This window comes from Uniformispora flossi, assembly GCF_049534875.1.
Taxonomy (GTDB): Bacteria; Actinomycetota; Actinomycetes; order Streptomycetales; family Streptomycetaceae; genus Yinghuangia; species Yinghuangia aomiensis.
The window spans coordinates 52,866-66,181 of the sequence record NZ_JBMULZ010000031.1 but is presented as its reverse complement, the minus strand read 5'-3'; the positions used below and the strand labels follow the sequence as shown (position 1 = coordinate 66,181).

Sequence of the window (13,316 nt, the reverse complement as noted above, 5' to 3'; positions counted from 1 at the left end):
CTGTCTCTTATACACATCTCCGAGCGGACCGGTTGTCCCGGTCCGGGGCCGCGGCGCGTCCGGACCCATCGCGGAATAGTCCTCGCCCCGCGCGTCCCGGTCCGCGACCATGATGCGATGACATGGCATCTGACCGGCGATCTCGACGTGTTCGAGTCCGCCGCACGCGAGTTGGTGATCGGCAACCCGGTCTCGAACACCGGGTGCCTCACGGTGCTGGAGGCCCTGCGCTCGCGCGGCCTCGCCGCATTCGGTTACGGGACACCGTTGTTCGGCTGGCACACCGACGAAAACGCCCGGACCACAGGCGCGTTCGTGCACACACCGCCTTTCCCCCTGCTCGTCGCCGAACTCCCGGAGTCCGCAGCCGAATCGCTCGCGGACACGCTGGTCGCGGCCGGGCATCCCGTGAAGTCGGTGAACGCCCGCGACCGGGACGCCGAGGTGTTCTCGGACGCGTGGACGGCACGGACCGGCTCGCTCGTCCGCGAAGTGGAACGGCAGCGCCTGTACCGCCTGGGGACGCTCACCCCGCCCGACCCGGCACCCGTCGGCCGGGCCCGGTTCGCCGCCGCCCGCGACACCGACACCCTGGTCGCGTTCCTGCACGCCTTCCGCGACGAGACCGAGCAGATCGCCGAGGACGTCCCCGGCATCGTCGCCTTCAAGCTGTCCCGCGGCGAGTACGTGGTGTGGGAGGCCGACGGCGGGATCGTCTCGATGGCGGCCGTCTCGGCCACCGTCGCCGGGGCGGCCCGCATCGCCCAGGTCTACACGCCCCCGCACCTGCGCCGCCGTGGCTTCGCAGCCGCCGTCACCGCCGCCCGGGCCGCCGCCACCCTCAAGGACGGCGCCGACACGGTCCTGCTGTTCACCGACCTCGCCAACCCCACGAGCAACTCGGTCTACCAGAGCATCGGCTTCGTTCCTGTGGAGGACCGGGTCATCCTCGGGTTCCCCGCCCACGAAGACGAGGAGATCCCCACGTGATCCCCGACGCGTCCGGCAGCGAAGACCTCCGGGTGGCCGTGTACGACGCGTTCGCCCGCACCGGCCGGGCACCCGCGGCCGCCGACCTCGCCGACCGGCTCGGCATCCCCGAAGGAGACGTCCGTGCCGGACTGCACGTGCTGCACCGGCAACGCCACCTCGTCCTCGGCCCGGACGACGCCATCCTCATGGCCCACCCCTTCGCGTCCATCCCGCTCGGCTTCTCCGTCATGGGCGCGCACACCCTGTGGTGGGGCGGCTGCGCCTGGGACGCCTTCGCGGTCCCGCACCTCGTCCCCGGCGAGCCCGAGGTCCTCGTCGCCACCCGCTGCCCCGGCTGCGGCGCCCCGCTGGCGTGGGTCGTGGACGGCACCGCCCCTCCCCCGGGGCCGCACGTCGCGCACTTCCTGGTGCCCACCGCGCACATGTGGGACGACGTCGTCCACACCTGCGGCAACCAGCGGCTGTTCTGCCGCCCCTCGTGCGTCGCCGCCTGGCTCAAGGCCACCGGACAACCGCGCGGCTACGTCATGGACCTGCCGACGCTGTGGCGCCTCGCCCGCGGCTGGTACGCCGGCCGCCTCGACCACGGCTACGTCCGCCGCGAACCCGCGGAAGCCGCCGCCTACTTCCGCGACGCCGGCCTCGAAGGCCCCTTCTGGGGGCTTTGATCCGTTCCGGGCAGGAAAATCTTGTCGATATACTTGCGGCCGTCGGGGTGGACTCTCGGGTCCCCTCGACGTGGGCCGCGGTCACCCGCCGCGGCATGCCGGGAAGCCTGGTCGGCACGCGGTGACGCATATGCGCCGCCGTTTTGTCCGGTCCCCACGGCGGTATACGCCTGCGGACCCCGGCGACCAGGAGGACTCCTTCGTGCGCTCCGCAATACGGCGTACTTTTCTGCGGCGGCCGTCGACGCTCGCCGAGCGCAACTTCGTCGCCGACGCGCTGCGCCAGGAAACGGTCGGCGGGGCCCTGCTGCTCATCGCCGCAGTCGCCGCACTGATCTGGGCGAACTCCGGATGGAGCGACGCCTACGAGAGCTTCCGCGACTACCGCATCGGCCCCGAGGCCCTCCACCTCGACCTCTCCCTCGCGACCTGGGCCGCCGACGGCCTCCTCGCGGTGTTCTTCTTCGTGGCCGGCATCGAACTCAAGCGCGAACTCGTCGTCGGCGAACTCCGCACTCCCTCGGCCGCCGCGCTGCCGGTCGTCGCCGCGGTCTGCGGCATGGCGGTGCCCGCGGTCTTCTACTTCGCCGTCAACGCCTCGGGCGGCGACCTGCACGGCTGGGCCATCCCCACCGCCACGGACATCGCCTTCGCCCTCGCGGTCCTCGCCGTCATCGGCACGAACCTGCCGTCCGCGCTGCGCGCCTTCCTGCTCACCCTCGCCGTCGTCGACGACCTGCTCGCGATCATGGTGATCGCGATCTTCTACACGTCGTCGGTGAACTTCGCCGCGCTCGGACTGGCCGTCGCCGGACTCGTGGTCTTCTTCGCGCTCCAGCGCTTCCGGGTCCGCGGCTGGTGGTTCTACGTGCCGCTCGCCGTCGTCATCTGGGCACTGGTGCACGAGAGCGGCGTCCACGCCACCGTCGCGGGCGTCGCCATGGGCCTGCTGATGCGCGTCACCCCCGACCCGGAGGAGAAGCGGTCGCCCGCCGAACACCTCGAACACGTCATCCGGCCGTTCTCCGCGGGGATCGCCGTGCCGCTGTTCGCCCTGCTGTCCGCGGGCGTCGCGGTGTCCGGCGGCGCACTCGGCAACGTGTTCACCGACAAGGTCCCGCTCGGCATCGTCGTCGGACTCGTCTTCGGCAAAGCCGTCGGCGTGTTCGGCGGCACCTGGACGGCCGCCCGGTTCACCCGCGCCGAACTCAACAAGGACCTCGCCTGGGCCGACGTGCTCGGCCTCGCCATGCTCGCCGGCGTCGGCTTCACCGTCTCCCTGCTCATCAGCGAACTCGCGTTCGCCGACGACCCCGGCACGACCGAGGAAGCCAAGGCCGCCGTCCTCGTCGGCTCGCTGCTCGCCGCCACCGCCGCGTCGGTCGCGCTGCGGATGCGCGACCGGAAGTACCGCGACCTCGTAGCCGACGAAGAGCGCGACGAGGACGGCGACGGCATCCCGGACTGCTACCAGCAGGACGAACGGCCCGGCACGGAGCCGGACGGGCAGGCCGACGGGCAGCGGGAGAGGCAGCAGGACGGGCCGGACGACGAATTTCCCGTCCGCCACACCCGTACGCCGCGCCCCGGTGGATAGCCGGAGCGCGGGCAGGGCATGATCGGGGCTACACACCGGCAGCACCTGCCCCGGCAAGCCCCGAGCGGCCGGACCGCCGCCGGAAACCAGGACAAGGAGAGTGAGCATGGCAGGCACCGAGAGGCCTCGCCCGCAGGATGTGCCCGTCGAAAGCCAGCGCTCCCTCGGCGAGCTGTTCTCGGACGCCACGCGCGACATGTCCACTCTGGTGCGCAGCGAAATCGAGCTGGCCAAGAGCGAGGTCAAGGTCAGCGCGATCCAGGTCGCGAAGGGCAGCGGCGCGTTCATCGTGGCCGGCGCCCTCGCGTTCTTCGCGTTCCCGTTCCTGAGCGTCGCGATCGCGTACGGCATCCACGCGCTGGGCCTCGGCCTCGGCTGGTCGTTCCTCATCGTCGGCGGCACCTATCTGCTCCTCGCCGGGGCCCTGGCTTTCTTCGGCGTCTCGTCGTTCAAGAAGGTCCGTCCGCCGGAGCGCACGATCCGCACCACGCAGGAGACCGTGGCGACGCTCAAGACCGTCGGCTAGCTCCTGGCACGGGGTTTTCCGCGCCCGGGTGCACCGCCGCGTTCCGGCGGCGGACCCGGGCGCGAGTGCGCGGTGTGGCGGGTGTGACGTGTCGGGCAGCCCAGGCTCCGCCGGTCCACGGCCGATATGTGCGAGTCTGCTGGTGTGACGGTTCCCGAGAGTTCAGCGGTCAACATCGACGGCCCGTGGACCCACCGGGACATCTCCGCGAACGGTGCGCGCTTCCATGTGGCCGAACTCGGCGAGGGCCCGGTCGTCCTGCTCCTGCACGGCTTCCCGGAGTTCTGGTGGGCGTGGCGGCACCAGATGGAGGCGCTCGCCCGGGCCGGGTTCCGCGCGGTGGCGATGGACCTGCGCGGCTACGGCGGCAGTGACCGCCCGCCGCGCGGCTACGACCCGATCACCCTCGCACTGGACGTGACCGGCGTCATCCGCTCGCTGGGCGAACCCGACGCCACCGTCGTCGGACACGACCTCGGCGCGTTCGTCGGATGGACCGCCGCGGTGCTGCGGCCCAAGCTGGTGCGGCGCCTGGTCGCGGTGTCGATGCCGCATCCGCGGCGGCTGCGCGGCGCGCTGCTGTCCGACCGCAAGCAGATCGCCGCCGCGTCGCACATCTTCGCGTTCCAGCGCCCGTGGATCCCCGAGCGGCAACTCGTCCGGGACGACGCGGCGATGGTCGAAGGGCTCCTCAAGCGCTGGGCGGCGCCCGGCTGGCCGGACCGCGATGCGGCGGACCGCTACCGGCGCGCCATGCAGATCCCGGGCACCGCGCACTGCGCGGCCGAGCACTATCGGTGGCTGGTGCGGTCGTTGCCGCGGCCCGACGGCCTGCAGTACGCGGCGCGCATGAAGACTCCGGTGGAGGTGCCGACGCTGCACCTGCACGGCTCGCTCGACGGCGCGATCCTGCCGCGTACGGCGGCGGGTTCCGGACGGTATGTCGAAGCCCCGTACCGCTGGCGGCTGCTCGACGGCGTGGGGCATTTCCCGCACGAGGAAGCGCCGGAGACGTTCACCCACGAACTGCTGGGCTGGCTCAAGGATCCCGAACCCGAGCGTTGAGCAATGTGATCAACCGTGGGGAAAATCCTGGCAGTTCTCGACAAACCAGGACGACCGTGGGGCGTGAAATCCTGACCGCATGGCATGGCGCGGTTATCCACTGAAGACCCGGGGTAGGCGCCCCGGCATGAGTCAGGCGTACCGGTGGACATCCCCTGACCGCGCGGGGCACTTCGCGGGGCTTGTCGCGATACTGCGCCGGCGTGTGCGCTGGCTGACGCTGCGGATACGCGCTCCGCACTAGACACGGCCGAGACGGCACCGGGTGGTGCACGCCGCGCGGTTCGCGCGGCGCACACCGCCTCGCGGTGCGCGCCGCCTCACAGGGCGCACCCTTGGGTGTCCACCGCCTTGGTGTTCTTGATGCCCGCTTCGATGTCCTCGCGGACTTCGTCGGCGGTGAGCGCGTACCCGGTCGACTCGTCGTCGAGGGACTTGGCGAAGATCACGCCGTACACCTTGCCGTCCGGCGCGATCAGCGGGCCGCCGGAGTTGCCTTGGCGGACCTTGGCGTACAGCGAGTACACGTCGCGGCTGACCGTGCCGCGCTTGTAGATGTCGGGGCCGCCGGCCTTGATCTGCGCGCGCACGCGGGCGGCTTCGACGTGGAACGAGCCGTTCTCCGGGAAGCCGATGACCAACGCGTCGGAGCCGGGCTGCACTTTGTACTCGAACTGCAGGGACGGGGTCGTCCGGGGCAGTCCGGGAACGGACAGCACGGCGATGTCACGGCGCCAGTCGTACAGCACGACGTCGGCCTCGTACTGCTTGCCTTCGCCGCCGATCTGCACCGTCGGCTTGCGTACGCCGCCGACCACGTGGGCGTTGGTCATGACGCGGCCCGGCGCGTACACGAAGCCCGAGCCTTCGATGACCTTGCCGCAACTCTTCGCGGTGCCCACGATCTTGACGATGCTGTTGCGGCTGCTCTGCACCGCGGGCGAGGCGAGGAGCTTCTCGTCCGGCGGCGGCACCTGCGGGATGTCCTCGTGCACGAACGGGCTGAAGACCTGCGGGAATCCGTTGCTGTCCAGCAGGTTGCTGAACGACGAGAACCACGTGTCGGCGCCCTGCGGCAGCACCTTCTGCACACCGCCGAGGACTTGCGACCCGCGCACCTCGCGGGAGACCGTCGGCATCGACGACCCGGCGATGGACGACCCGATGAGCCACACCACGACCAGCAGCGCGGACACGCTCACCACGGCACCGCCCGCGGCGTCCACCACGCGGGCGGGCTGCCACGTCAGTTGCCGGCGCAGCCGGCCGCCGACGGACGTCGCCATGGCCTGGGTGAGCGTCGCCATGACCAGCACCACGCAGATCGCCGCGATCGACGGTCCCAGACCCGGATCGAAGTGCTCCAGGATGTACGGCACGAGCCACATGCCGAGCACGCCGCCCCCGAGGAACCCGACGAACGACAGCACGCCGACGATGAAACCCTGCCGGTAACCCGAGACCGCGAACGCGACCGCGGCGACGATGAGGATCAGGTCCAGGACGTTCACCGTGTCACGCTCTCACGGCGGCGGTTCTGTTGTCCGCCGCGGCGGCCGTGCGGTCGAAGTCGTCGACCGGGCGTGACGCTTCCGCGACACGGCGGGCTGCCGGTCCGTCCGTCACGAGTCCGCCGGCTCGGCCGCGGTCTCCTCGTAGGGGTCGTAGCCGCGGCGCGCCAGACGCCACTCGGCTTCGGACAGTTCGACCTCGTGCGTGTGGTCCCACGGGCGTTCCCAGCCCGCGAGGCTCAGCGTGCGGTCGAGCAGGCCCGCGGTGAACCCCCACACGACCATGCCGTCGACGAGGAACGCCGGGCCGAGGTGCCCGCTCGGGTGCTTGAGCCGGGCCCGGTTCCGCGGGTCGGCGAGGTCGCCGATCGGCACCCGGACCACGCGCGCGACCTCGGCCGGGTCCACCGGCGCGACCGGGCACGCGTCGCGCCACCAGGCCAGCACGGGCGTCACCACGAAGTTGCTCACCGGGATGTACAGCGGCGGCAGGGTGCCGAACACCCGCACGCACGACGGGTCGAGGCCGGTCTCCTCGTTCGCCTCGCGCAGCGCGGCGCCCACCGGGCCGGTGTCGCCGGGGTCGATGGCGCCGCCCGGGAAAGCGGGCTGCCCGGCGTGCGAGCGGAGCGTCTTGGCGCGCTGGAGCAGCAGCACGTCGGGCCCGTCTCCGCTTTCCGGAGGGCCCTCGCCGAAGAGCACGAGCACCGCGGACTGGCGGCCGCCCTCGGCGGGCGGCAGGAAGCGGCTGAGCTGCTCGGGGCGCACCGTGCGGGCCGCGTCGGCGACCGGGCGCAGCCACGCGGGCAGGTCCTCGGCGGGGATGAAGGCGGGCTCTGCGGGCGTGGCGCGGTCGTCCCGGTCGGGGCCGTCCTGGCCGTGGGTGTGTGCGGTGCGGTGGCTGGTTTCCGTCATGCGGTCCCCTCCCTTGGTGCCGCCCCGTCGTCGGGTGCGGCCCCGGTCGCGAGCACCGGCTTCGCCGGTGGCTTGAGGCGTTGGCCGGGTTGTCCGGCCAGTTCGTACTTGAGGAGCTTGCGTGCCTTCTCCGGGTCGGTCTCGCCTTCGCCGTACGACGGGCACAGCGCCGCGATCCCGCACGCCCCGCAGGCGGGCTTGCGGGCGTGGCAGACCCGGCGGCCGTGGAAGATGACCCGATGCGAGAGCAGCGTCCAGTCCTTCTTCGGGAACAGCGCGCCGACCTCGTGCTCGACCTTGACCGGGTCCTCCTCCGTGGTCCAGCCGAAACGCCGGGAAAGCCGCCCGAAGTGGGTGTCCACGCTGATTCCGGGGACCCCGTAGGCCTCACCGAGGACGACGTTCGCGGTCTTGCGGCCCACACCCGGCAGCGTCACGAGATCGGCCTGCTTGCGCGGGACCTGCCCTCCGAACTTGTCGCACAGGGCTTGGGCGAGGCCGGTGATCGACCGAGCTTTCGCCCGGAAGAACCCGGTCGGGCGGATGATCTCCTCCAGCTCGGCGGCCTGGGCCTGGGCAAGCGCCTCGGCATCCGGATACCGCGCGAACAACGCGGGGGTCACGTTGTTGACGCTGCGGTCCGTGGTCTGCGCGGACAGCACGACGGCGACCAGCAGCTGGAAGGCGTTCTCGTAGTCCAGCTCGCAGTGCGCTCCGGGATACAGCTCGCCCAGCTCCCGGTTGATCCGGCGGGCACGGCGAACCTTGGCGACCTGCGACTCGGGCTTTTTGCTAGGCACTCGGCCAGAGTACGCAGGCGGGTGCTACATATGTGGGGCACACGGATGGGCCGCTCGGCGTGCCGACGGCCGATCCGGGGTAATCCCCGCGCAACGTGTACGCAACCCAGCGCATACACCCGATCACCGGGGGGATATGTCCCGACACGAACGGATGCCACCGGATCGTGACTCAGGACACCCGCGTGACCAAACCCGATCCGCGTGCGTCAGACTGTGACCGATCGCACTGTTTGACCGCCAGGCTCCGATCGGGTGATCCGGACCGGCAAGGAGGGACCCCTCGTGGACGACGTTCTGCAGCGGGCGCCGTTGTTTGCGGCGCTCGAAGACGAGGACGCCGCCGAGCTGCGTGCCTCCATGACCGAGGTCTCGCTGGAACGCGGTGACTCCCTCTTCCACGAGGGCGACCCGGGCGACCGGCTGTACGTGGTCATCGAAGGCAAGATCAAGCTGCACCGCAGCTCGAACGACGGCCGCGAGAACATGCTCGCGGTGCTCGGCCCCAGTGAGATGTTCGGCGAACTGTCGCTGTTCGACCCGGGCCCGCGGACCGCGACCGCGACCGCGCTCACCGACGTGCGCCTGCTCGGCCTGGGCCACCAGGACCTGCAGCCGTGGCTCAACGGCCGCCCGAAGGTCGCGCTGTCGCTGCTGCGCGCAATAGCCCGCCGTCTGCGCCGGACCAACGAGAGCCTGGGCGACCTGGTGTTCTCCGACGTCCCCGGCCGCGTGGCCAAGGCCCTGCTGGACCTGTCGCGGCGCTTCGGCGTCCCGGCCGAGGAAGGCATCCACGTCGCGCACGACCTGACGCAGGAAGAGCTGGCGCAGCTCGTCGGCGCGTCGCGCGAGACGGTCAACAAGGCCCTCGCCGACTTCGCGAGCCGCGGCTGGCTGCGCTTGGAGGCGCGGGCCGTGGTGCTGCTGGATGTGGAGCGGCTGTCGCGCCGGTCGCGCTGAGAGTCGCCCCGACGGCTTGACGGCCGGGTCCGCTGCCGCGGGCCCGGCCGTTTGCCGTCAGCCGACGGTGCCGCGTTCCTTCAGGTAGTCGAGTTGGGCGCGGACCGACATTTCGGCGGCCCACCAGACGTTCTTGTCGACGTCGGCGTACACGCGTTCGACGACCTCGCGGGCCGTCCGGTCGCCGGCCGCGACGGCGGCCTCAACCTGGGCGAGGCGTTGTGCGCGGTGCTCCAAGTAGAACTCGATCACGCCGCGGGCGTCGTCGAGGACCGGGCCGTGCGCGGGCAGCACGCGGTCGACACCGCCCGCCTCGACGAGGGCGCGCAGCCGGGCCAACGAGTCGAGGTACTCGCCGAGCTTGCCGTCCGGGTGGGCGACGACAGTGGTGCCGCGGCCGAGAACGGTGTCGCCGGTGAGCACGACGCCGTCGGCAGGCAGCACGAACGAGAGCGAATCCCACGAGTGGCCCGGGGTGGCCAGGACGCGGAGTTCGAGGCCGCCCGCGGTGACGACGTCGCCCTCCACGAGGCCTTCGCTGCCCAGGCGGTGCGCGGGGTCGAGCGCACGGACGCCGCAGCCGGCCAGCTCTGCGAGCCGCACCGCGCCTTCGGAGTGGTCGGGGTGGCCGTGGGTGAGGAGGATCTCCGCGATGCGGGTGCCGCGCTCGTCGGCGGCGGCCAGCACGGCGGCGAGGTGGCCCTCGTGGAGGGGGCCGGGGTCGACGACGACGGCACGGTCGGCGGCCGGCTCGGCGAGCAGCCAGGTATTCGTGCCGTCAAGGGTCATCGGGCTGGGGTTGGGGGCCAGGACACAGGTCGCGCGGGCGGTGGCGGGACCGGCCACGACCGGGCGCGGATCGCCGGGGATGCGGAAAGAGTCCATGGAGCAAGTGTGTTCTGTAGTTGTGAACGGTTATCCACAGGGTGGCGGTTTGGTGGATGACAGGGCTGGGACGGGTGGGCGAAGGTGGGGGCGTCGGGCGGGTCCGTGGGGGCTGCTTGATGGCGGAGGGGGCGGGGGAGGGGCTGCCGACGCGTAACTCGTACCGACAGTGGTGGGAGGAGGGAGGGCCCTGTAAGGCGGAAAGACTCAGGCCGTCCCAAACGGATCCGGAATCCCCGGCCACTCGATAACCAACCGCTCCCCCTCGAACCGAGGCTTCGCCATAACCGGCGCCAGCCCCCTGCCCGCCGCCGCGGCCAGGGCCTCCGCCGTCCCGGCGTACACCGCCAGGTTCCGCAGCGTCTCGATCGTCGGCGGCAGCATGCCGAGTTCGCCTGTCTTGAGTCCGGCCAAGGCGTCCGCGGGCCGCGCCCACGTCACCCGGTCCGCTTCGCCGGACACATCCCGTGTCCGCTGGCCCTCGGGCAGCGCCGCCACGAAGAACCACGTGTCGTACCGGCGGTCCTCGAATTCCGGCGTGATCCACCGCGACCACGCCCCGAGCAGGTCGGACCGCAGCACGAGCCCCCGCCGGTCAAGGAACTCGGTGAATCCCAGCGACCGGTCGACCAGCGCGGCCCGGTCGGCTTCCCAGTCGTCCCCCGTGGTGTCCGCGACCACCGAGTCCGGCCCGGGCCCGGCCAGCAGCACGCCGGACTCTTCGAACGTCTCCCGCACCGCCGCGGCGACGATCGCCCGTGCCTCGGCCGCCGACGTCCCGAACCGCTCCGCCCATTCCTCCGGGCCCGGCCCCGCCCACGCGACCGCGTGGTCGGCATCCCGCGGATCGACTCCGCCGCCCGGGAACGCGTACATCCCGGCTGCGAATTTCATGCCCGCGTGCCGGCGCAGCAGGTAGGCCTCCGGCCCGCCCGGCCGCTCCCGTAGCAGGACGACGGTCGCGGCGCGGCGCGGCTCGGCGGGGACGAGGTCGCCGTCGAGGATCGCGCGGGCGCGGTCGGTCCAGGACGCGGGCATGCCGGGCAGTGTCATGCGGCGGATGCTACGCGGCACCGCATCGATCCGACAGACCGTCAGGTTGCCTGCTGATCCGGCCGTCCGCGGACGGCCGGGGCGGCGTCCGGTCCCCGGAACGGCACCCGTCCAGGGAAACCGGACCCGCCCTCGTCACCGCCGGCGGCGGGGCCGGCCGGCCCCGCGTCAGACGACCTCGACGAGCAACTCCACCTCGACCGGCGCGTCCAGCGGCAGCACCGCGACGCCGACCGCGCTGCGGGCATGCCTGCCGGCGTCGCCGAAGACCGCGCCGAGCAGCTCGCTCGCCCCGTTGATCACCGCGGGCTGGCCGGTGAAGCCCGGGTCGCTGGCGACGAAGCCGACGACCTTGACCACGCGGCGGACGAGGGCGAGGTCGCCGATCTCCGCCTTGACCGCGGCGAGCGCGTTGAGGGCGCAGCGCTCCGCGAACTTCTTGGCGTCCTCCGGAGTGACCTCCGCGCCGACCTTGCCGGTCTGCGGGAGCTTGCCCTCGACCATCGGCAGCTGGCCCGAGGTGTGCACGTAGTTGCCGGTGCGCAGGGCCGGCACGTAGGCGGCGACCGGCGCGGCGACGCCCGGCAGGGTCAGCCCGAGCTGCGCGAGCCGGTCCTCGGGGTGCACGAAAGCGTCGGTCACTGCTTCTCCCGCTTGAAGTAGGCGACCAGGTTCTCCGGGTTCGGGCCCGGCACGACCTGCACCAGCTCCCAGCCGTCCTCACCGAACGTGTCGAGGATCTGCTTGGTGTTGTGGATCAGCAGCGGCGCGGTGAAGTATTCCCATTTCTTCATGGGCGGGACTCTAACGCGGGTCGGGGGCGGCGACCGCGCGCCACGGGACGGGGCTCGACAGGACCATCGTGCTGGACGGCGTGCCGTGCTCGGCGAGGCGGTCGATGAGCGACTGGAAGTCGTGCATGCTCGCGGTCGCGACCATGAGTTCGCAGCAGGCGTCGCCGGTGACCCGGTGCAGTTGCAGCAGCTCGGGCCAGTCGCGGACCTCGTCGGCGTCGCGGCGCAGCAGGCAGCGCGGGCCGTAGCAGTTCATCCGGACCAGGGCGACGACGGCACGGCCGGCGGCGGCCGGGTCGACGTGCGCGTGGTAGCCGGTGATGACGCCCGCGCGTTCCAGGCGGCGGACCCGGTCGGCGACGGTCGGCGCGCTCAGGTTCACCCGTCTGGCGAGTTCGTTGTACGACAGCCGTGCGTCGTTCTGGAGTTCGGCGAGGAGCCGCCGGTCGGCGGCATCCAGGGCCACGTCGTGGGGCATCGGGCGGCGTCCTTTCGGATCGGGTTTCCGTTCGTGAACGATCTGCGGGTTTCTCCTTCGGATCGTAAGACGATCGGACGGCGGTGCCGTTCGGCGTCCATTCCGCGCGGCGGCATCGCACGCTTGCATATGGGGCACAGGAATCCGGCGGGGGCGTGAGGGAGGTGTGGACGGTGATGGCACAGGCAGCAACCGCCGCGGGTATGGAGCCGGCCGGAGTGTGCCCGATGGGCGGCTCCGGCGCCGAGAACGCGCCCCAGGCACCGCGCAGCTCGTACGCGGGCGCGCCGCCGTACGCCGACTATGTGGGCCTCGACCGTCTGCTGAGCCTCCAGACGCCGCGCACCGACGAGCCGACCGAGGTGTCGTTCCTCGTCGCGTCGCAGGTCATGGAGCTGCTGTTCGCGCTGCTCAAGCACGAGTGGTCGACGGCGCGCGGGCTGCTGGAGGCGGACGAGGTCGCCGAGGCCACCCGGGTACTGCGGCGCAGCGTGCGGCAGGCGGACGTGCTGGTGGCGTCGTGGGACCTGCTGGCGACGCTGACGCCCGCCGAGTTCGCCGCGTTCCGCGAGGCGCTGGGCGAGGCGTCCGGGTTCCAGTCGCACCTGTACCGCGAGCTGGAGTTCCTGCTGGGGCTGAAGCGTCCGGCGGCGCTGCTTCCGTACGAGGGTGTGCCCGACGTGCACGCCGAGCTGGACGCGGTGCTGCACGCGCCGAGCCTGTACGACGCGGCGCTCGACGTGCTGCGCCGCCGCGGCCTGCCGCTGCCGCCCGCCGATCCGGCCGCCCGGCTGCGCCCGCACGAGTCCGACCCGGACGCCGAGCGTGCGTGGGCGGAGGTCTACGCGACCGGCACCGCGCACCCGGACCTGCGCGACCTCGGCGAGACGCTGACCGACATATCGGAGCGCTGGACCCGCTGGCGCGAGCGGCACTTGGCCGCGACCCTGCGCGCGCTCGGCAACCGCCCGGGCACCGGCGGCTCGTCGGGGGCCGAGTGGCTGGAGCGCACCGTGCGGCTGCGGGTCTTCCCCGACCTCTGGACCATGCGCACCTCCGTCGTCTAGGAAC

The 13,316-nt window shown here is 72.0% G+C and carries 15 protein-coding genes; 7 read left to right on the top strand and 8 right to left on the bottom strand.

The features are described from left to right. The first annotated feature begins 117 nt into the window (after positions 1-117). The 5 genes from ACPA54_RS37370 to ACPA54_RS37350 all read left to right on the top strand — a co-directional run bounded on the left by ACPA54_RS37370 (position 118) and on the right by ACPA54_RS37350 (position 4,849). A complete protein-coding gene (locus ACPA54_RS37370) occupies positions 118-990 on the top strand; it encodes a GNAT family N-acetyltransferase (RefSeq protein ID WP_423536776.1) in 873 nt (290 codons plus the stop codon). After that, positions 987-1,661, top strand: coding sequence for an organomercurial lyase (gene merB / locus ACPA54_RS37365; RefSeq protein WP_423536774.1), 675 nt, complete (start codon positions 987-989; stop codon positions 1,659-1,661). The genes ACPA54_RS37370 and merB overlap by 4 nt, the downstream gene beginning before the upstream one ends. 130 nt (positions 1,662-1,791) lie before the next feature. After that, positions 1,792-3,258, top strand: a complete 1,467-nt coding sequence (gene nhaA / locus ACPA54_RS37360) for a Na+/H+ antiporter NhaA (protein WP_423536772.1) — start codon at positions 1,792-1,794, stop codon at positions 3,256-3,258. Between the two features lie 106 nt (positions 3,259-3,364). Then, positions 3,365-3,784, top strand: a complete 420-nt coding sequence (locus ACPA54_RS37355; protein WP_423536770.1) for a phage holin family protein — start codon at positions 3,365-3,367, stop codon at positions 3,782-3,784. A 144-nt stretch (positions 3,785-3,928) separates the two neighbouring features. Next, the gene (locus ACPA54_RS37350) at positions 3,929-4,849 is read left to right on the top strand and encodes an alpha/beta fold hydrolase (RefSeq protein WP_423536768.1); all 921 of its coding nucleotides are present in this window, start codon (positions 3,929-3,931) and stop codon (positions 4,847-4,849) included. Positions 4,850-5,169: 320 nt separating this feature from the next. On the opposite strand, the gene ACPA54_RS37345 is transcribed toward ACPA54_RS37350, so the two are convergent. The 3 genes from ACPA54_RS37345 to nth all read right to left on the bottom strand — a co-directional run bounded on the left by ACPA54_RS37345 (position 5,170) and on the right by nth (position 8,075). Then, complete coding sequence (locus ACPA54_RS37345; RefSeq protein WP_423536766.1) at positions 5,170-6,360, bottom strand: MarP family serine protease; 1,191 nt, start codon at positions 6,358-6,360, stop codon at positions 5,170-5,172. Between the two features lie 111 nt (positions 6,361-6,471). Continuing rightward, the gene (locus ACPA54_RS37340) at positions 6,472-7,275 is read right to left on the bottom strand and encodes an NUDIX hydrolase (protein WP_423536765.1); all 804 of its coding nucleotides are present in this window, start codon (positions 7,273-7,275) and stop codon (positions 6,472-6,474) included. Next, entirely contained in the window at positions 7,272-8,075 is an 804-nt protein-coding gene (gene nth, locus ACPA54_RS37335) for an endonuclease III (protein ID WP_423536763.1), read from the bottom strand. Before nth ends, ACPA54_RS37340 begins: the two co-directional genes overlap by 4 nt. Positions 8,076-8,360: 285 nt before the next feature. Here nth and ACPA54_RS37330 point away from each other — a divergent pair, with 285 nt between their 5' ends. After that, positions 8,361-9,035, top strand: coding sequence for a Crp/Fnr family transcriptional regulator (locus tag ACPA54_RS37330; protein WP_345678130.1), 675 nt, complete (start codon positions 8,361-8,363; stop codon positions 9,033-9,035). Positions 9,036-9,092: 57 nt separating this feature from the next. Here ACPA54_RS37330 and ACPA54_RS37325 read toward each other — a convergent pair whose 3' ends face one another. From ACPA54_RS37325 to ACPA54_RS37305, 5 genes are all read right to left on the bottom strand, one after another. After that, the gene (locus ACPA54_RS37325; protein ID WP_423536762.1) at positions 9,093-9,920 is read right to left on the bottom strand and encodes an MBL fold metallo-hydrolase; all 828 of its coding nucleotides are present in this window, start codon (positions 9,918-9,920) and stop codon (positions 9,093-9,095) included. Between the two features lie 207 nt (positions 9,921-10,127). Beyond that, positions 10,128-10,973: an NUDIX hydrolase gene (locus tag ACPA54_RS37320; RefSeq protein ID WP_423536760.1), complete on the bottom strand. Its 846-nt coding sequence runs from the start codon at positions 10,971-10,973 to the stop codon at positions 10,128-10,130. A 168-nt stretch (positions 10,974-11,141) separates the two neighbouring features. Further along, positions 11,142-11,615, bottom strand: coding sequence for a RidA family protein (locus tag ACPA54_RS37315; protein WP_345678133.1), 474 nt, complete (start codon positions 11,613-11,615; stop codon positions 11,142-11,144). Continuing rightward, on the bottom strand, positions 11,612-11,767 hold the full coding sequence (sp36, locus tag ACPA54_RS37310; RefSeq protein ID WP_423536758.1) for a Sp36 family protein: 156 nt from the start codon (positions 11,765-11,767) through the stop codon (positions 11,612-11,614). The genes ACPA54_RS37315 and sp36 overlap by 4 nt, the downstream gene beginning before the upstream one ends. A 10-nt stretch (positions 11,768-11,777) precedes the next feature. After that, a complete protein-coding gene (locus ACPA54_RS37305; RefSeq protein ID WP_423536756.1) occupies positions 11,778-12,245 on the bottom strand; it encodes an Lrp/AsnC family transcriptional regulator in 468 nt (155 codons plus the stop codon). Positions 12,246-12,421: 176 nt separating this feature from the next. Between ACPA54_RS37305 and ACPA54_RS37300 the strand changes: the two genes are divergently transcribed. After that, entirely contained in the window at positions 12,422-13,312 is an 891-nt protein-coding gene (locus ACPA54_RS37300) for a tryptophan 2,3-dioxygenase (RefSeq protein WP_423536754.1), read from the top strand. Positions 13,313-13,316: the final 4 nt, after the last annotated feature.